Raw genomic sequence first — 18594 nt, 5'->3', positions numbered from 1 at the left:
CCCCGGGGCTGCGCCCCTCCTCCTTTATTTCGCTGCGTGGAGCACCCGATGCCCTGTGCACCAGGGCACGCTCTGGGTGCGCCCCCAAGAAGGTATCCCGTGTTCATCTCACATCCCCCAATGCGGAATATGGTGCGACCCCATCGACACCGCAACATTCTTCGGCTCGCAGAACACTTCGTAGCTCCATGTGCCGCCTTCGCGCCCGGTACCAGAGGCCTTGGTGCCACCGAAAGGCTGTCGCAGGTCTCTTACGTTCTGGCTGTTGACGAAGCACATGCCGGCCTCAACTGCAGCCGCCACCCGGTGCGCACGGCCGATGTTCTCGGTCCATACGTAGCTCGAGAGGCCGTACTCGATGTCGTTGGCCAGGCGGATCGCATCGGCCTCGTCCTTGAACGGAATCAGGCAGGCGACCGGGCCGAAGATTTCTTCTTGCGCAATCCGCATGCGGTTGTCGACGTCGGCGAAGACCGTGGGCATCACATAGTTGCCCTTCTTCACGCGGTCGGGCAGGTTGCTTGGGACCTCGAGTCCGCCGCACAAGAGCGTCGCGCCTTCCTTCGGGCCGAGCTCGATGTAGCTGCGCACCTTTGCCAGGTGCCCTTGCGAAATCATCGGGCCGACGATGGTCTTCTCGTCGAGCGGGTCGCCCACGGTGATGCGCTTCGCGCGTTCGGCAAACTTCGCTGCAAAGTCCGCATAGATCGACTGCTGCACCAGGATGCGCGAGCCGGCGGTGCAGCGCTCGCCGTTGTTGCTGAAGATCATGAACACCGCCGCGTCGAGCGCGCGGTCCAGATCCGCGTCATCGAAGATCACGAACGGACTCTTGCCGCCCAGCTCCATGCTGAATTTCTTCAGGCCCGCGCTCTTCACGATGCGGTTGCCCGTGGCAGTGGAGCCGGTGAACGAGATTGCGCGCACATCGGGGTGCGCCACCAGCGGCTCGCCCGCTTCCTTGCCGTAGCCGTGCACCAGGTTCAGCACGCCCGCCGGAATGCCCGCTTCGAGCGCGAGCTCGCCCAGCCGCGCAGCCGTGAGCGGCGAGAGCTCGCTCATCTTCAGCACCGCGGTATTGCCGAAGGCGAGGCAGGGCGCGACTTTCCATGTGGCCGTCATGAAGGGCACGTTCCACGGGCTGATGAGCGCGCACACGCCCACGGGATGGAACAGCGTGTAGTTCAGGTGCGTGGGCGTGGGGTAGGTGTGGCCGTCGACGCGCGTGCACATCTCGGCAAAGTAGTAGAAGTTGTCGGCCGCACGCGGAATGAGCTGCTTGCCGGTTTGCGAGATGACCTGGCCGCAGTCGTTGGTCTCGGTCTGTGCGATCTCGGGCACGTGCCTGGCAATCAAATCGCCGAGCTTGCGCACCAGCTTCGCGCGCTCGGTCGCGGGCAGCCCGGCCCACCTGGGTAACGCTTCCTTGGCCGCGGCCACGGCCGCATTCACTTCGGCTTCGCCGCCCGACGCAACCTCGGCCAGCACCTCTTGCGTGGCGGGATTGACGGTTTCGAAGTAGTCGGTGCCGGCAACGCTCTTGCCGCCGATGAGGTGATGGATCTGTTGCATGGGTTCCCTGCGAGGGTCGGTCAGTCGAGTTTGATATCGCGCGCCTTGATCAAGGCGTGCCATTTCTTGCGCTCGGCGTCGACGAAGCGCGCCATCTCGGCGCCGTCGACGGGGCGTGCTTCCCAGCCGGCATCGAAGAGCTTCTGGCGCACGCCGGCGTCGGCCATGGTCTTTTGCAGGTCGGCGCCGAGGCGGGCTTGCGCGTCCTTCGGCGTGGCGGCGGGCACCACGAGGCCCTGCCAGGTGTAGGCCTCGACGCCGGCGTAGCCCAGCTCTTTGGCGGTCGGCACATTGGGCAGCTGCGGAATGCGTTCGGCACCCATCGTGATGAGCGGCACCACCTTGCCGGCCTTGACCGCGCTCACGCCGCTGGGCAGGTCGAGCATCATCAGCGGCACCTGACCGCCCATCAGGTCTTGCAGGGCGGGTGCGCCGCCCTTGTAGGGCACGTGCAGCATCGAAACGCCGGCTTCGCGCTGAAAGAGTTCCAGCGCCAGATGGTGGGGGCTGCCGGTGCCCGGCGTGGCAATGCTGTATTTGCCCGGCGATGCCTTCAGTGCGGCGATCAGCGCCTTGGCATCGGCCAGGCCGGCATTGGGCGCGGCCGTGATGACCAGCGTCGAGCGGCCCATCATGCCCACCATTGCGAAGTCTTTCTCCGCGTCGTAGGGCAGCTTCTTGTAGAGCGCGGGGTTGTACACCAGCACGCCGTTGTCGGCCGAAAACACGGTGTAGCCGTCGGCCGGCGAGCGCGCCACGTTCTCCGACGCGATGATGGCGCCCGCGCCAGGGCGGTTGTCCACCAGCACCGGCTGCCCCAGCTGCTGCGAGAGTTGCGCGCCGGCGGTGCGCGCGAGAAAGTCGGTGCCGCCGCCCGCGGGGTAGCCCACCACCCAGCGCACGGGCTTGGCGGGGAAGGGCTGCGCCTGCGCATGAGGTGCGATGGTGGCGGCGGCGAAAGCCACCAGGGCTGCTGCGAGCCCGAGCTTGTTCCTGATCGTCATGTGGTTTGTCTCTTCTGTAGTTGGTATTTGGGGCGAAGCAGGCGGCGCGGCGGGTGCGGCGTTAGGTGGCTAGGTCACTAGGTATCGCCGGAAATGGTGTTGACCAGCGCGCCAATGCGCTCGATTTCGGTCACCACCACGTCGCCCGGCTTGCAGTCGACCACCCCGTCCGGCGTGCCGGTGAGGATCAGGTCACCTGGCGAGAGCGTCATGAACCGGCTGAAATATTCGATGAGGAACGGCGCATCAAAGATCATGTCGCGCGTGCTGCCCTGCTGCGCGACCGTGCCGTTGACCGTCGTCTTGAGGGCAAGCGACATCGGGTCGGGCACATCGGTCGCATCGACGAACCAGGGGCCGAGCGGCGTGCAGGTGTCGCGGTTCTTCACGCGCAGGTTGGGGCGGTACCAGTTCTCGAGGTAGTCGCGAATCGCATAGTCGTTGGCCACGGTGTAGCCGCCGATGAAGTCGTAGGCGTCATCGCGCCTCACGTTCTTCGCGGTCTTGCCGACCACGATGGCGAACTCGCATTCGTAGTGCATGAACTGCACGCCGCTCGGGCGGTGCGTGTGCTGCCGGTGGCCGATGAGCGTGCTCTGGCCCTTGACGAACACCAGCGGTTCTTCGGGTGCCTTGAACTCGAGTTCCTTGGCATGGTCGGCGTAATTGAGGCCGAGCGCGAGGATGGTGCGCGGGCGCGCCGTGGGTGCGAGCGGCGACAGCCAGGTGAGCTGCTCTTGCGGCACGATGCGGCCGTCGTCCAGACACACGGCCGCGTCGGGCTGGCCGCCGAATTCGTGGGCGACACCGGTGTGCTCGCGGCCTTCGAAGATGACGCGTGCGTGCTTCATGCGGTGGTCTCCTGCACCAGCGTGTTGATCAATGTCTCGAAGCCGGGCGAGGAAATCTCGATGCGGTCGCCCGCCCGCGCCAGCGGCCGGCCGGCGTCGCAACCCAGCAGCAGCACATCGCCGTGCGCGAGCGTCATGAATTCGCCCACATCGGCAAGCAGTTGCTGCGCCGGCCGCACGAGCTGCGAGAAATCGATCGATTGCTTGAGCATGCCGTTGATGCGCACCTCGACGCGAAAGTTTGCCGGGTCGGCCACTTCCTGCGCATCGCGCAGCGCCGGGCCGATGCCCAGGAAGCCGTCGATGCACTTGAACTTCACCGGTGGGCGAAAGAAGCTCGCATGCGGGATCGACAGATCGTTCATCAGCACAAAGCCTTCGATGTCGCTCTCGGCGCCGATCACCATGCCGATGCTCGCGCCGATCTCCACTTCGGGCACGGATGCAGGCACGGTGATCGCGCTGCCATGCGGACTCCAGGTGTTGGCGGTCTTCACATAGAGCACCGGCGCTTTCGGCGGTGCCTTGTAGGGCGGCTGCGTCATCTGCGGCGCAAGCGCTTCCACTTCCGCGCGAAAGTTCAGCAGCGTGCCGTACACCGTGCCGGTGGGCAGGAAAGGAGAAGGGGTCATTCGGGCTGCTCCAGCGCGATCAGTTCGTCGAGCAGCCCATACAGCTGCGTCAGCTTGGTCTTGCCCAGCGACTGCTCCAGCCACTGGTAGTGCGCCTCGATGCTCGAGGACAGCTTTTTCACCAGCTTCATTCCATGCGCAGTGGCTTCGACGACGGTGCGGCGCTGGTCTTCGGGATCGCGGCTTCGGGCGATCAGGTTGTCGCGCTCCATGCGCGCGAGCACACCGGTGAGGCTGGGCCCAAGAATGAACGCCTCGCGCGCCACGCGGCCGGTTTCCACCGCCCCGTGCTCGCCCAGCACGCGCAGCACGCGCCACTGCTGGTCGGACAGCGCGTGCTCGCGCAGGCTGGGCCGCGTGTGAGCCATGACGGCTTCACGGGCCTGCAGCAGCAGGCGCGGGAGGTTGCGGTGGGTGAAGGTGCTGGCCAAAAGCTCGTGCCTCTTTGAAATTAGTTAACATGTTAAATGAATGGCAAGAAAGCACGTCTGCGGGATAACCCTTGCGGGTCGTCGTCGGGTGCTCAGTCGATCGTTGTGCGCGAGGCGTGTATCGCCCCGCCGATTGTTCCGGCACGGTGGGCTCGAGGCCCTCGCTTTTCAGGTTTTGGGCGAAGCGCGGGCTGCGCCAGGATCGGGTGGCTGCCATGCCCGGCAGAGGGCACGGCTCCACGGGTCGGATACGCTGTCTAGCTACCAGCCGGAGGGCTCCCCGTCTTCGTCATCAATCGACAGCGGGGTTCTGCTTCTGAGCCAGGAAAACAGGAGCTTCAGATCGTGTTCGATGCTGGGAGGGTGCGCCGAAATTTCCAGGAATGCCGGTGATTTCTCTTTGATGAATATGCGCACATCGAATTGCCAACGGCCCTCCGAGACCCCGTCTTCCAGACCCCGCAGCCAGTATTCATCTTCATTGTTTTGCACATAGGTCGGGAGGGCTTTGATTTTTTCGATCAACGCCTCCTTTTGCTGGGCCACCCATGATGAATCCTTGAAATTTATATAGAACTCTGCAGCCATGATTCCTGATCAATCTCCATGGTTTCGCCCGGAAACAGCAGGGAAGTCCTGGGGATTTCTGATTCCGATGTGAGCTGGCCCCGAATGCGTGGATACCTGTGTCTTTCCATCGTCGGCCAGTTCGACAGTTCCCGCGTTGCCATGGCGGCCCAGCGATTTGTGGACATGCGCATTGTTGCCTGCCTTGTAGGGGCCCGTTGTGTTGTTCCCATAGGCGTGAATCTGCACTTCAGATCCATCGGGGTGCTTCCATCTTTGGTTCTTCGGGTTCGCCGGATTGGTTCGCGTATAGCCTTGGCTCGTCAGAGTTCGCACAACCTGCGCAACGGTTTTTCCCTTGAATCGGGGAAGTCCCGCCACATTGGGTGCACGAGCAAACCGCCCCCGTGCATCAATCCACTGGCCAGCGGAGTTCTGTCTCGTTGCGGGACCACAGCTCCAGCCCAGTGGGTCGATCCAGCCGTTCGGATTGGACCCATACTGATAGAGATTGGTGCCGCCCTCCAGGCCGATCGGGTCCTGACTTGCAAAGCATCCTAAGTCGGGGTCGTAGTAGCGGAAGGTGTTGTAATGCAGTCCCGTCTCCGGGTCCAGGTACTGTCCCTGGTACCGGATGGGGTTCTCGGTCTGCAGGTGTTTCAGCGCATCGACGGCTCCCCAAGCTGCATAGCTCGCGGACCAGACGGTCTGGTTGTTGCGGTCCGTCAAGCGCGTGGGGCATCCGTTGGGATCGACGTGGTAGTTCAGGACTTGTACCGACTTTTCGTCTGGCACCAGAAGCGCAAGTGGGACGAAGGTGCCAGGGTAATGAACATACTCCCTTGCTTTTTGATGCAAGGCCCTGGGTTGAAGGGTGCGCCTGCTTGCGGCATTGAAGCGCACCACGTTGCCTGTTGCCGGCGCCTCGTCGGTTGTATGCGTCTCTTGCACTTCACTCGCCAACGTAGTCCCATCCCAGAAGAACCAGTGAGTGTGTGTGGCGCTGCGTTTGAAGACGCGCCTTCCTAGTGGGTCGTAGCCGTAGGTCGTGGCGTGTCCGTTCCTGCTGCTCCGCGCCAGCCGATGATTGGCGTCCCAGGTCAGTTCCATTTCGGCGGGTTGCGGATCGTGGGGGGCGCTTTTGCGGATCAGATCTCCCGCCCGGTCGAAAATATAGTGCACACCGTCATGGACGCCCTCGCGCGTCCATGACACGACTTCAGCGGCATCTTGCCCGCCGACTGCACGCTTCATCTGCACTTGTTTGACGCGTGTTTGAAGCCGATCGCCTGCGGGGTCGCTGAGAAAGCGCTCGACGCGACCCTTCGGATTGGTGTGCTCCAACAGCCGGCCCAGCACGTCATAGCGGTAGTCGTCGATGCCTTGCTGGCTGTCGCTGCGCCGCGTGAGGTTGCCGGCGCGGTCGTAGTCATAGCGGGTATCAAACACGGGCCGGGCATCCGCGAACACTGCCTGGGCGGTGAGCAGGTCGCGCGCGTCGTAGTCGAACTGGCGTCGCATCCGCGGGTTGAGCTGCTCGTCTGTCGTCCGGCCCAATGCATCACGGGTGAAGACGATGGGCGTCTCGTCGTTGATGGTGATGCGCAGTACCTGATCGCGCAGATCAAAGGAGCAGGCCACGCGATTGCCGGCACTGGTCTCGCGCAAGATGCGATTGCCTGTTTCGTCGTAGTGGCTGACTACCTTGAATCCGTTGTGCACCTCCTCACGCAATCGCCCAATGGCATCGAAACGGCGCTTGATGTGGGCCGCGTTGTTGCGCATCTCTACCAACTGACCGAGGCGGTCGTATGCGAAGTGCTCCTGTACCTGCCGACCCGGTTGCAGCGCATCAGCAAGGGTCCTGCGCGTGATACGGCCCAGCTTGTCCGTATCGAAGGCAATGCGTTGGCCCAGTGGGTCGATGGTGGCGGCAAGACGTCCGGCCGCATCGTATTGATAGATGTTCGACTGCCCCCAGTAGTCGACCTCCTCGACGATGCGGCCCAGCGCGTCACGGCGTAGTTCGTAGCGTTCACCGCGCTGATTGGTCAGGCCTATGAGTTGCTCCTCTGTATCGTAGTGGTACTGCACCAGATGCCCGTCGGCCTGGATCCGTCTTTCGATGTGGCCGGTGCCCATGTACTGCATGCGCGTTGCGGTGCCGGCCTCGTCTACGTAGTGAACGAGCCGGTCTTCACCGTCGTAGGCGCAGCCAATGCAAGAGCCGTCGGGCTGCTCGACCCTCAGCAGCCGCCCCTTGGCGTCGTAGTGATAGCGGGTCTTCCGTCCCAGCGCGTCGACCTGCACGGCCAGTCGCCCGAGTGCGTCATGTTCGAAGCGGCTGACTTGGCCCAGCGGATCGGTCACTTCGTTCCACTGGCCATGTCTGTCGTAGCGCAGTTGAGTGATCGCGCCGCGCGCATTGGTGCGGCGAACCAGCTGGCCATGGTGGTCGTGCTCGAAACGGGTCACTGCGCCCAGTGGATCGGTTTCGCTAAGCGCCAGACCGCGCGCGTCATAGTCGTATTTCCAGCGATGGCCCAGCGGGTCAATCACGGCGCGCGGCTCGTCTGCATCGTCATACTCGCTGACTACGGTGCTCCCGTCCGGCCGCTGCACCCCCAGCAGATTGCCTCGCACGTCATACGTGAACTCCGTGCGCAAACCTCCGGGTGCGGTCACGGCCACGGTGCGTCCCACGTCGTCGTATTCAAAGGTGGTCACCCCGTCGAGCGGGTCGATCTCGGCCAGCGGCAGCCCGGCCTCGTCGAACTTGACCACCGTAAGGTGCCCCAGCGAGTTGGTGACTTCGGTCTGGCGCAGCACGGCGTTGTAGGCGAACCGGTAGTCGTGCAGCCCGCCGTCGCCCCAGGCGTGCACCACCCGCCATTGTTCGTCGTACGCGTAGTGAAACGACAGGCCCGTGCGATCCGTGTGGCGCGCCATGCGGTGCTGCAGGTAGGCAAACTCGCGCGCCGCGCCCAGCGCATCGATGGCCGCCAGCAAGTCTCCATCGAGGTGGCGGTAGCGCACCAGCGGATGGTCCTGTCCAGTGGCGGGGTCGCGCAGCGCCATGGACTCGATGTACCCCCCGCGCGATCGCACCTCGATGCTGCGGCCCGGGAGGCCGTCAACGCCGCTCTCGGCGATACGCACCAGATCGCCGCCCTGGCGCGCGAAGCGCCAGTGGTTGCCGCAGGCATCCTCGATGCGCGTGATCGGCAGGGTCGCGGCGAGAAGCTCTCCCTTGGTCGACAGCGCATCCTCGAAGTGATAGCGCAGGCCGCTCTTGAATCGCACCACCAGTTCGCTGCCCTGGCGCATCAGTCGCGCGCCGTCGACCACGTCGAGCACCTGCTGTCCCTCCGACTGCGGCAACGCAGGGAACAGCGCGAATTCCTCCGGCCCCTGCAGGCTGATCATTCCGTCGGCTTCGATCGCCAGGCGCACATCCGCCGGGGTTTGCCAGCCGTGGCCGCAATGGCCGGGAAGGGCGTGGTCGCGCGACGCGTAGACGCGTGTCCAGCTCAGCGGCAGCCGCCCCGGAACGTGAAAGTCCTCGTGCGTCACCGAGACGCTGCCGTCGCGGATGTCCACCGGTTCGGCGCGCAGCACCTGGCACTTGAGAAAACCCGGCGGCATGTTCTTGAACACGCGCCGCGCAATGCGCGTGTAGGCGCGGCCCAGGGCCTTGAAGAGCCCGCGCTGGATCATTGCGCCCCACGAAATGGTGGGCGGCCCGCCCACGAAAACCTGCGGCGGAATGGCGATGTTGAAGGTGGTCGGCAGCATCAGGCTCAGCCGCAGGGGCTTGACCGCCTTTTTCTTGCGAAACGGCGGCACCATGCCCACGATGTTGCAGGCCAGCACCGGCATGCTGATGCGCGAAAAAGGCTCGCCGTCAGTCAGCACGGTGCGGCTACCCATGAAGAGCTCGTCGTCGAACTGCGGGCCACCGGGCGCCTTGATTACCGGCATGGGCGCACCGATGAGGATGTGAAAGTCCACGCCACCCGTGCCGGCGTTGGCGCGGCGCACGCCCGCCACCTCGACGGTGGCGCCGAGCGGCAAAGGAATGCTCGCGGGCATCTCGCCGCCGCCGGCCGGTGCGCCCGGAGGCGGCGGGACCGCGGGGGCCGCAGTGCCCTGGTCGATGGCGTCCAGACCGGCCTGCATGGCGCCGTCCACGGCGGCCATGCCTTTCACGATCGGGTTGTCCGGCGAAACCTGGATGGTCGGCAGGTAATCGAACGGGTCCATCACGATGCCGATGTGCAGCGTGGGCCACACGCCGGGCGGTGCCAGGTAGGTGTGGGCGTCGATACCCAGCTGGGGGTCGAAGTGCTTGGCCGCGAAGAACAAGGTGCTTCTCTCTCTGTCTGGCGTGTGGCGTGTGGCGTATGGCGTGTGGCGTGTGGCGGGCCGGCGCGGCTCAGGCTGCCTGGACGAAGGGCTGCGGATCTGGCAAGCGGGCGAACTCGGGCGGCTCCCGCCATTCGTCGATTCCCTGGTCCAGCGGATGGCTCACGTGCGGCAGTCCGCTCCAGGCAGGGTCCAGCCATTGGCGTCCCAGGGCGATGACCGTGCGGAACACGTCCTCGCTGCTCCGCACCCACTTTTCGCGCTCGCGCAGTTGGGTCTGGAACGCCTGCTCGTAGCGCTGCGCGAGCCGCGCCTCGATGGCGTCGATCGCAGGCCGCGGCGGCCGGTCGCCCAGCCGATGTCCCGCCAGGTCCGCTTCGACCAGGGCCGCGCGCGCATCGCGCTCGTAGCCGGTGGCGCAGCGCGCGATGTGCTCGCAGCGCTTGGGGTCCTGCATGACGAGCATGTCGTGCAGCAGCTGCGGCACGGTGCTTTGGGGGCGGTCGGCATCGGCCATGGTGCGCGCCTCGCGGACGCCGGCCAGTGCCGCAGCCCATGCCTTGTCGCGCTCGCCGGCGCTGCGCCAGGCCTGGGCAGCGGCGCGATGCCCTTCGACGGCGAACATGCTGTGCGGCACGCGGCGGGCCGCTTCGGCGGCTTCCTCGAAGGCAAGGGCGGCCTGCTTCATGTCGCCCGCCGCCGCACAGGCGCCGCCTTCGGCCATCCAGCCCTGCATGAACAGCGTGGCACCCATCGGGTTGCCGGCTTGCGCTGCCTCTGCCGCCGCATCGCGGGCCCGTCGGTAGCGCGTGATCGAGGCGCCGAAGTCGCGCGCCTGCAGCCGGGCGCCGCCCACCATCATGTCGACCACCGCACGCTGGTCGGCCCAGCCGTTGCGGGTGGCCAGCCGCAGGGCGCGCTCGCCTGCGGCTTCCACCCCGGCCGCGTCGCCCTGGCGCAGCAGCGACAGCATGTCGGCATAGAGCTGCCGAAAAAGAGCCACGCCGCTGCCCCCGCCGCCGCTCTGGGCGGCGATCTCGCGCGCGGCGTCGAGGATGTCCAGCGGCGCATCGACCACTCGCATTGCGCCGGCATGCCGCTCCACCAGCGGCTGCCATGCGCGCGTGTCGCTGTCGTCCACCAGCACCAGCCGCAGCAGGCCGGCCTCCTGCTGCGGCATGGGCGTCTGCATCGCCGCATCGAACCAGCGCTCGAAGCATTCGGCGCTGCTCACGCTGCCGGGCTGCAGCACGACCGACATGCGCTGGCAGCGCAGATGCCGTGCGAGCGAACGGCCGGCTTCCATGAAGCCGGCGGCGCTGTCCCCGCCGGGCCTGGATTCTTCGTCCCAGGTTGCTGCGACGCCCTGTTTCACGAGTTGCGGGCGGTTGTGCCGGTAGGTGTCGACCAGCTGCTGCCGCAGCTCGCGGCTGTAGCGAAAGCCGGTCTCGAAGGCCGTGTCCAGCCGCAAAAACAGATCGGGCGTGCTGTATTCGCTGTCGAGCATCTGGAGCGTGAAGAAGGCCTCCAGCATGCGTTGCGAGTCGGGCGGCACGCGCAGCACGATGGCGCGCAGGGCGGGGTCATCGGTGCACTCCCACCACAGGTCATGCAGCTGGGCCATTCGCTTCTCGACGGGGTTGCGTGTCGACACGGCGGCCTCAGCAGTTCAGGAAGATCTTGGTGCCGTTGACCGTGACGCCGGCGTCGTCGAGCATGAGGGTCGCGCTGCCGGCGCGCAGCACAATGCGACCCGGCGTGACCTCCACCGTGGTGCCTTCGACGTTGAGCACCACGCTGGTCGGGCTCGCATGCGTCATGGCGCCGGAGGAGAAAGTGTCCAGCGTGCCGCCCTCGGCGCTTACTCCGACGTTGTCCGACGCCACGGCGGAAAAGTCCCCGGCCTGCGCGAACAGCCCCACGTTCAGCGCGGCCGTTCCATAAATGTTGGCAGCCGAGCTGGTCACGGAAAAGTCGCCTTGCGAGGTGGCCGAGGCCGGCCCCGCCGGCACGTTCAGCGTCATCGCGTCGTTGTACGTTCCGCTGTGCGACTTGGCGGAAACCGTGTAGGCCTGCCCGATGGTGGTGGTCTGCCCGAGCGTTACGCTCCATGTGTCGGTGTCTTGCGCCGTGACGGTGCGGGCCTTCGTCACCGTCAGCGAATCGGTGCCCATGACCGACGTGCTCTGGTTGCCCGTGACGCTGGCGGTGCGGTTGGCCTTGGCGGTGTGGGTCTGGTCGCCCGTGACCGTGAGGGCCTCGGTGCCGATGATCGAGTGGCTGCGGTCCGACTTGACGGTGACCGTCTCGTTGCCGTCCACCGTCTCCGTGCGCTTGCCGTGAACCGTGATCGTCTCGTCGCGGTCGACCGTTTCCGTGCGGTTGTTCTTGATGTGGTTGGTTTCGTCGTGGTCGACGGTCTTTGTGCGGTCGCGGCCCACCGTGTGCACTTCGTCGTTCTCGACTTCGATCAGCTGGTCTTTTTCCGCATGCAGCCAAAGCTGCTCTTCGCCTTTCTTGTCCTCGAAGCGAAGGGCGTTCGCGTTCTCGCTGGTGCCGCCTTCGGAACTGCGGGACAGCAGGCCGCTTTGCGTGGCATTGCCCGGCAATTCCCACGGAGGCATGTTGTCCGCGTTGTACACGCGGCCGGTAATGATCGGCCGGTCCGGGTCGCCGTATTCGAAGTCGACCACCACTTCCTGGCCGATGCGCGGAATCTGCATGCCGCCGAAGTTGGTGCCCGCCCATGGCGAGGACACCCGGACCCAGCACGAACTGTTTTCGTCCTTGGTGCAGTAGCGGTTCCAGTGGAAGCTGAGCTTTACGCGCCCGTACTGGTCGGTCCATATCTCACGGCCCGCGGGGCCTGTGACCACCGCCGTCTGCGGCCCGGCCGTCCGGGGTTTGGCCGAGTCGGGGTTCGGGCGGAAGATGTTGCTCGCGGGGATGACTTCGAACTCGACGTTGCACTGGAACTCCTCCTGCCCCGTCGTGTCGCCCGCCTCCTGCAGGAACAGGCGCGCCGCCGTGACGAGGTAGTCGGCGTTCGCGCTGTCCTGCGGATGATCGACCAGCGTGAAGCGATGGCCGGTCGCAACGCCCCGCAGGTTGCCCGCGCCGCTGGCCACCTGCCCAGGCGCGCCGGCTTCTTCCATTCGTGCACGCGCGAGCTGCTCGCCTTCGGATTCCACGACATAGTTGCCGGGCCACGCGAACACCTCCCGCGTGCTGTGCTGCGTGCGCCGCGGCATGGCGCGGGTCTGCATGAGGTTCGCCTTCGGCCGTGTGAAGTCGAAGTCGCCCGTGACCCACCTGCCGCTTTGCAGGCCTTCGGCCAGCCGGAAGCGGTGGCAGTGCTCCTCGTTGGACGATGCCTCCATGGCACTGAAGGGAATCCGCTGGTAGCCGCCCGCGGGAAAAGGCCGGTGCGACTGCATGTCATCGACGATCACCATCGTGTGGCTGCCCTGGCCGTGCTCGAAGTAGTAGTACAGCCCCCACTCGTGCAGCAGGCGGCTGACGAAGTCGTAGTCGGTCTCGCCGTACTGGACCACGAATTCGCGCGCGGGATAGCTGCCCGTGGTCCGCACCGAAAGCGGAAAGCCGTACGCGCCGAGCACTTCGTTGACGGTGTCGAGCACGCTGTTGTTCTGGAAGATCTTGAAGTCCCGCGTTCGCTGCGCCAAGCCCAGCCAGGGCTCGATGACGACTTCGTAGAGGGCGCGCTTGCCCTCCAGGCGCAGAAATCGGGCGCGTGTCACCAGGCCGGAGATGTGGCGCTCCTGGCCAGCCCCGCCGACGCGGCCGTCGAGCAGGATGTGAACGCTGAACTCCTCGCCGATCAGTGGCTTGAGCTTGACGTTCGCTGCCGAGCGGGCATCGATGTCCGCGGACTCCGGCGTGATCAGCGTGATGGTGTAGCTGTAGGGGCGGCTGAGGGCTTCTTCTCCCTCCACCCGCATCGGCTCGAGTGCATCCATGCCTGCAAACGTGGGCATGGCATTGGACGTCGCGGCGAGCTTGCGCCCGCGATTGAAGACGGACATGACGTTGAGACTCCCTGAATGGGCCCGGGCGGATGCGCCAAGGACCGAAGCCCCGCTCTTGTTCCGAGCGCATTTCGAAAGTCCCGGCAACGCGAAGCGGACCGGCGTTATCGAGCATTGCGCCGAAGGGGCGGGTGCTCGCAGATGCTATCGCGGCCTCTCCCGGTTTCGCAAGGCAGTCATTTTTATGACATTTCCCCTGGCTGGCGGACATTGCGCATGCCGTGCCTCCCTACACTTCGGCATGGCCAAGGAAAAATCTCTCTTCGTCTGCAGTGAATGCGGCGGCACCAGCCCCAAGTGGCTCGGCAAATGCCCGAGCTGCGGCGCCTGGAACACACTCATCGAGCAAGTGGCGGGCAGCAACAGCGGCCCGGCCAACAACCGCTTCGGCACGCAATACGCCGCGCTCGCGGGCGTGTCCGAACTCGCAACCCTCTCTGAAATAGAAGCAACCGACGTTGCGCGCACGCCCACGGGGCTCGACGAGCTTGACCGCGTGCTGGGCGGCGGCATCGTCTCGGGCGGTGTCACGCTCATCGGCGGTGACCCGGGCATCGGCAAATCGACGCTGCTGCTGCAGGCCGTCGATGCGCTGCAGCGCGCCGGGCAGAACGCGCTCTACGTTACCGGCGAGGAAAGCGGCGCGCAGGTGGCGCTGCGCTCCAAGCGGCTCGGGCTCGATCATTCGCAGGTGCAGGTGCTGGCCGAGATCCAGCTCGAAAAGATCATTGCCACGCTCGACGCCACGCGACCCGCCATTGCGGTGATCGACTCGATCCAGACGGTGTACTCCGACCAGCTCACCTCCGCCCCTGGCTCGGTGGCGCAGGTGCGCGAATGCGCGGCCCACCTCACGCGCTTCGCCAAGACCAGCGGCACGGCGGTGGTGCTGGTGGGCCACGTCACGAAGGAGGGCGCGCTCGCAGGTCCGCGCGTGCTCGAGCACATGGTGGACACGGTGCTGTATTTCGAAGGCGACACGCATTCGAGCTTTCGCCTTGTGCGGGCCATCAAGAACCGCTTTGGCGCGGTGAACGAAATCGGCGTGTTCGCCATGACCGAGCGCGGCCTGAAGGGCGTGGCCAACCCGAGCGCGATTTTCCTGAGCCAGCATGCCGAGCCGGTGCCCGGCAGCGTGGTGCTGGTCACGCTCGAAGGCACACGGCCGATGCTGGTGGAAATCCAGGCGCTGGTCGATAACGGCGGGCCAAGCCCGCGCCGCCTTTCGGTAGGCCTGGACCGCGACCGGCTCGCGATGCTGCTGGCCGTGCTGCATCGCCATGCGGGCGTGGCCTGCATGGACCAGGACGTGTTCGTCAACGCGGTGGGTGGCGTGCGCATCAGCGAACCCGCGGCCGACCTGGCCGTGATGCTAGCCATTACATCTAGCCTGCGCGGCAAGCCGCTGCCCAAGGGCTTCATCGCGTTCGGCGAAGTGGGGCTGGCGGGCGAAGTGCGCCCCGCCCCGCGGGGGCAGGAGCGCCTGCGCGAAGCGGCCAAGCTGGGCTTCAGCGTGGCCGTGGTGCCCAAGGCCAATGCGCCGCGCAAGGGCACGAAGGAGATCGAGGGCCTGACCATCCACGCCGTCGAACGCATCGAAGAGGCGATGGACGTGGTCCGCCGCCTCGACTGATCACCGGAGGAAAAAAATGCCCGGCGCACCACAGGCGCGCCGGGCCACCCTCCCTACCCCCCGATGTGCATCGTGAACGCCGGTCCGCCGTTGAGCACGCATTGGCCGCTGCCCAACGTGGCCGAGTTCATCGTGTACTGGCAACTCAGGTTGCCGCCGCGATTGCCGCTGGCATTCGCCAGGCCGGCACCTCGCGAGCCCGCAACCCGGGTCGCCTCTCCCTGAAACTGCTCATTGCCGATCACCGTATTGAAGCGTCCGCGTCCGTTCATGTCGTTGGTCACCGTGCCCGCAATGGTTCCGTAGCGCGCCGCTTCGGCGTTCGACGGATACAACCGCGCACTGAAGCTTTGCGCCACCGGGCCCGGTGCGACGGCATAGGCCTGCGAAGGCGGCGCCGCGGGAGCGGGTTGTCCGAGCGGCACCACGTAGCAACCGCTGAGGGCGGTGGCCGTGAGTGCGGCGCAAAGGCTGAGACGAACGAATGTGACGGATCGGGGAATGCTCATACGCTTTTCAGTGGCCCGGGCTGATGCCCGTGAGATGAAATGTGCCGCCCGGAGCCCCCGCGCCATGTGCTTTTCAGGGCGAGTACCGCGCCGCGCGCCCGGCGGTAGCCACGGCCGCTACTGCCGCCGGCCTTGCCAGTGCGGCGAAAAATCGCCCCCGATTCATATGCGTACTTTCGAATGACGCCCGCGGGGCTCAGGCCGCCGCGCGGCGACAATGCGCGCCATGAATTTCCAGAAATTGCTGGTGCCCGTGGGCGCCATCGTCCTTCTAGGGCTGGCTTGGCGCAGCGGCGGATGGGGCGGCGTCGCCCTGGCGGGCGGCGTGATCGTGATGTTCCTGCTGATGCACTTCACCCGCGCCATGCAGGTGCTCAAGCGCGCGGCCGATCGCCCGGTAGGCTATGTCGCAAGCTCGGTGATGCTCAACGCCAAGCTCAAGAAGGGCGTGACGCTGATGCACGTGATTGCGATGACGCGCGCGCTTGGCGAACTGCGCTCGCCGCAGGACGAGCAGCCCGAGCTTTATCGGTGGACCGATACCGGCGGCTCGTACGTCGACGCCGTGTTCAACGGCGGCAAGCTGCAAAGCTGGACGCTGACACGCCCTGAAGCGGAGCCCGACGCGGCCCCGCCTTCCGAAGAAAACACGGCGGGCTGAGCCGCCGCGCGGCGCCATCGGGTCAGAAGGGCGCGTCTTCCTCAACCTCGGCGTCCGCCGGGGTGGTGGTCGTGGGCGCCTCCGCAGCAGCCTTGGGGGCTGCATCGGTCGGCGCGCCGCTGAAGGCCGCTTCGCCGCCCAGAGCGTCGAGCAGCGCCGGCACCAGCTGGCCGAGCTCGCCGGTCGCAATGGCCACGTCGGCATCGAAGTTGTCTTCCTTCTTGCCGCCCGAGGCACCGTCGCCTGTGCCTTCGAGGAACACGATCTTGCGGATCAGCATGCCGTGCGTCAGCTCGAAGGACACGCGGTCGTCCCAGGTGAGCGCCAGGCGCGTGGGGCGCTTGCCGTCGGTGATGTGCTTTTGCACTTCCTCGATGTCGAGCGGATGCTTGGCGTAGCGCACCACGGCCTTGGAATCGTCCGAAGCCTTGAGCTCGCACTCGCGGTCGATGGTGAAGCCGGCCGGCGGCTCCTGCGTGAGCAGCCAGTTGGCCATGGCGGCGGCGGGCTCGATCTGCGTGTTGATAAGGGCCACGGCAAAGCCGTCGAGCGACTTCACGAGGCTGGTCACCACTTCGTCGGCGCGGGCGGCATTGGCGCTGTTGATCACGAGGCGGCGCTCGGCCTGGTCGATCCACACGGCCACGCGGGCGCTGCGGGTGAAGGCCATGGGCAGCAGCTCGAGGGTGATGTCTTCCTTGAGCTCTTTCTTTTCCTTCTTGCCGGGCTTGCGGCCGGTGGTGGCCTCGATCTGCGCGCAGCGCTCGTCGAGCTTGCGGCGCACCACGGAGCCGGGCACCTGCTTGCTCTCGATCATGTACTCGACCAGCCACTGGCCGCCGATGGATTCGACCAGCGGGCCGTTGGCCTCGCCGCGGGGCTCCACCCAGCCGGCGGATTTTTCCTGCGAAGGGCCGCAGGGTTCGAAGCGCTGCTTGCCGAGGCCTTCTTCGATCTCGGTCAGTGTTTGGGACCAGGCAGGTTCGATGCGATAGACGATGACGTTCTTGAATACGGACACGGAAACCCTTTTTCCACTGGTTTGGACAACCCGCCATTGTCGGGCACCCCGTTCCGCCGGGCGCCGTAAAATCGAAAGCTTTTGCGACTCCCGGGTCGCTCCCCACACAGCTGCCCCCCAAAGGAATCAGGAAATGAGCTCGATCCCCCCCTCGCTGGACGACCGTGACGGCAAGATCTGGATGGACGGCGAACTCGTGGACTGGCGCGACGCCAAGATCCACGTGCTGAGCCACACGCTGCACTACGGCTGCGGCGCCTTCGAGGGCGTGCGCGCCTACAAGACGGCCGAAGGCACCGCCATCTTCCGCCTGGCCGAGCACACTGAGCGCCTGTTCAACAGCGCCAAGATCCTGCGCATGAAGATCCCCTTCTCGCAAGAGCAGCTCAATGAGGCCCAGAAGCAGGTCGTGCGCGAGAACAAGCTCGAAAGCTGCTACCTGCGCCCGCTGATCTGGATCGGCTCCGAAAAGCTCGGCGTCAGCCCCAAGGGCAACAAGGTGCACGCCATGGTCGCGGCCTGGTCCTGGGGCGCCTACCTGGGCGAAGAGGGCATGAAGCGCGGCATTCGCGTGAAGACCTCGAGCTACACCCGCCACCACGTCAACATCACGATGACGCAGGCCAAGACGGTGAGCAACTACACCAACTCCATCCTCGCCAACATGGAAGCGCTGGACGACGGCTACGACGAGGCGCTGCTGCTCGACGCGAGCGGCTTTGTCTCCGAAGGCGCGGGCGAGAACATCTTCGTGGTGAAGGGCGGCGTGGTCTATACGCCCGATCTCTCGGCCGGTGCGCTGAACGGCATCACCCGCAACACCATCCTGCACGTGTGCAAGGACCTGGGGCTCGAACTGGTGCAAAAGCGCATCACGCGCGACGAGGTCTACATTGCCGACGAAGCCTTCTTCACCGGCACCGCGGCCGAAGTGACGCCCATCCGCGAACTCGACCGCGTGGAAATCGGCAACCGCGGCGACGGCGGCTCGCGCGGCCCGATCACCGAAAAAATCCAGGCTGCCTTCTTCGACATCGTGAACGGCAAGAACCCCAAGTACGCCCACTGGCTCACGAAGGTCTGAGAAACATGTCTACCAACGCAGTCGTCGAACTCCTGGCCAAGGAGCTCAACCACCAGGGCGGCGTGTTCTGCCCCAGCCCCAAGGCCGACATGAAGCTCTGGAACACCCATCCCAAGGTGTACCTCGACGTGGCGCGCACCGGCGAGGCCAAGTGCCCGTACTGCGGCACCGTCTACCGCCTGAAGGCGGGCGAGACGGTGTCGTCGCGGCACTGA

The 18594-nt window shown here is 65.7% G+C and carries 15 protein-coding genes; 4 read left to right on the top strand and 11 right to left on the bottom strand.

Annotated elements, in window-relative coordinates; translation table 11 throughout:
* Positions 1-108: 108 nt before the first annotated feature.
* From hpaE to V9L20_RS11045, 9 genes are all read right to left on the bottom strand, one after another.
* A complete protein-coding gene (gene hpaE / locus V9L20_RS11085; protein WP_337296623.1) occupies positions 109-1572 on the bottom strand; it encodes a 5-carboxymethyl-2-hydroxymuconate semialdehyde dehydrogenase in 1464 nt (487 codons plus the stop codon).
* Positions 1573-1592: 20 nt separating this feature from the next.
* On the bottom strand, positions 1593-2576 hold the full coding sequence (locus V9L20_RS11080) for a Bug family tripartite tricarboxylate transporter substrate binding protein (protein WP_337296622.1): 984 nt from the start codon (positions 2574-2576) through the stop codon (positions 1593-1595).
* Between the two features lie 77 nt (positions 2577-2653).
* Positions 2654-3427, bottom strand: a complete 774-nt coding sequence (locus V9L20_RS11075; RefSeq protein ID WP_337296621.1) for a fumarylacetoacetate hydrolase family protein — start codon at positions 3425-3427, stop codon at positions 2654-2656.
* Positions 3424-4059 carry a fumarylacetoacetate hydrolase family protein gene (locus tag V9L20_RS11070; protein WP_337296620.1) on the bottom strand — a complete coding sequence of 212 codons (636 nt, stop codon included), beginning with the start codon at positions 4057-4059 and terminating at the stop codon, positions 3424-3426. Before V9L20_RS11070 ends, V9L20_RS11075 begins: the two co-directional genes overlap by 4 nt.
* Complete coding sequence (gene hpaR, locus V9L20_RS11065) at positions 4056-4490, bottom strand: homoprotocatechuate degradation operon regulator HpaR (RefSeq protein WP_258503442.1); 435 nt, start codon at positions 4488-4490, stop codon at positions 4056-4058. Before hpaR ends, V9L20_RS11070 begins: the two co-directional genes overlap by 4 nt.
* Before the next feature lie 261 nt (positions 4491-4751).
* On the bottom strand, positions 4752-5078 hold the full coding sequence (locus tag V9L20_RS11060; protein ID WP_258503443.1) for a hypothetical protein: 327 nt from the start codon (positions 5076-5078) through the stop codon (positions 4752-4754).
* Positions 5079-5087: 9 nt separating this feature from the next.
* Positions 5088-9422, bottom strand: coding sequence for an RHS repeat-associated core domain-containing protein (locus V9L20_RS11055; protein ID WP_337296619.1), 4335 nt, complete (start codon positions 9420-9422; stop codon positions 5088-5090).
* Positions 9423-9492: 70 nt separating this feature from the next.
* Positions 9493-11076, bottom strand: a complete 1584-nt coding sequence (locus V9L20_RS11050; RefSeq protein WP_337296618.1) for a hypothetical protein — start codon at positions 11074-11076, stop codon at positions 9493-9495.
* A gap of 7 nt (positions 11077-11083) precedes the next feature.
* Positions 11084-13468: a type VI secretion system Vgr family protein gene (locus tag V9L20_RS11045; RefSeq protein WP_337296617.1), complete on the bottom strand. Its 2385-nt coding sequence runs from the start codon at positions 13466-13468 to the stop codon at positions 11084-11086.
* 244 nt (positions 13469-13712) lie between these two features.
* Between V9L20_RS11045 and radA the strand changes: the two genes are divergently transcribed.
* Positions 13713-15104 (top strand): DNA repair protein RadA, encoded by a 1392-nt coding sequence (gene radA, locus V9L20_RS11040; RefSeq protein WP_337296616.1) that lies wholly within the window; start codon positions 13713-13715, stop codon positions 15102-15104.
* A 53-nt stretch (positions 15105-15157) separates the two neighbouring features.
* Here the strand turns inward: radA and V9L20_RS11035 are convergent, their stop codons facing one another.
* On the bottom strand, positions 15158-15613 hold the full coding sequence (locus tag V9L20_RS11035) for a hypothetical protein (RefSeq protein WP_157611410.1): 456 nt from the start codon (positions 15611-15613) through the stop codon (positions 15158-15160).
* A 217-nt stretch (positions 15614-15830) separates the two neighbouring features.
* On the opposite strand from V9L20_RS11035, the gene V9L20_RS11030 reads away from it, so the two are divergent.
* Positions 15831-16274 carry a glycerate kinase gene (locus V9L20_RS11030; protein WP_337296615.1) on the top strand — a complete coding sequence of 148 codons (444 nt, stop codon included), beginning with the start codon at positions 15831-15833 and terminating at the stop codon, positions 16272-16274.
* 22 nt (positions 16275-16296) lie between these two features.
* Here V9L20_RS11030 and V9L20_RS11025 read toward each other — a convergent pair whose 3' ends face one another.
* The gene (locus V9L20_RS11025; protein ID WP_258503453.1) at positions 16297-17295 is read right to left on the bottom strand and encodes a recombination-associated protein RdgC; all 999 of its coding nucleotides are present in this window, start codon (positions 17293-17295) and stop codon (positions 16297-16299) included.
* A gap of 133 nt (positions 17296-17428) precedes the next feature.
* Here V9L20_RS11025 and V9L20_RS11020 point away from each other — a divergent pair, with 133 nt between their 5' ends.
* Together V9L20_RS11020 and V9L20_RS11015 are read left to right on the top strand one after the other, a co-directional pair.
* Positions 17429-18379: a branched-chain amino acid transaminase gene (locus tag V9L20_RS11020; RefSeq protein WP_337296614.1), complete on the top strand. Its 951-nt coding sequence runs from the start codon at positions 17429-17431 to the stop codon at positions 18377-18379.
* A 5-nt stretch (positions 18380-18384) separates the two neighbouring features.
* Entirely contained in the window at positions 18385-18594 is a 210-nt protein-coding gene (locus tag V9L20_RS11015) for a zinc-finger domain-containing protein (protein ID WP_126747864.1), read from the top strand.

The sequence above is a fragment of the Variovorax sp. CCNWLW225 genome (genome assembly GCF_037204045.1).
GTDB lineage: Bacteria > Pseudomonadota > Gammaproteobacteria > Burkholderiales > Burkholderiaceae_C > Variovorax.
The sequence above is the reverse complement of the archived record's forward strand: the minus strand, read 5'-3'. Positions and strand labels throughout refer to the sequence as shown.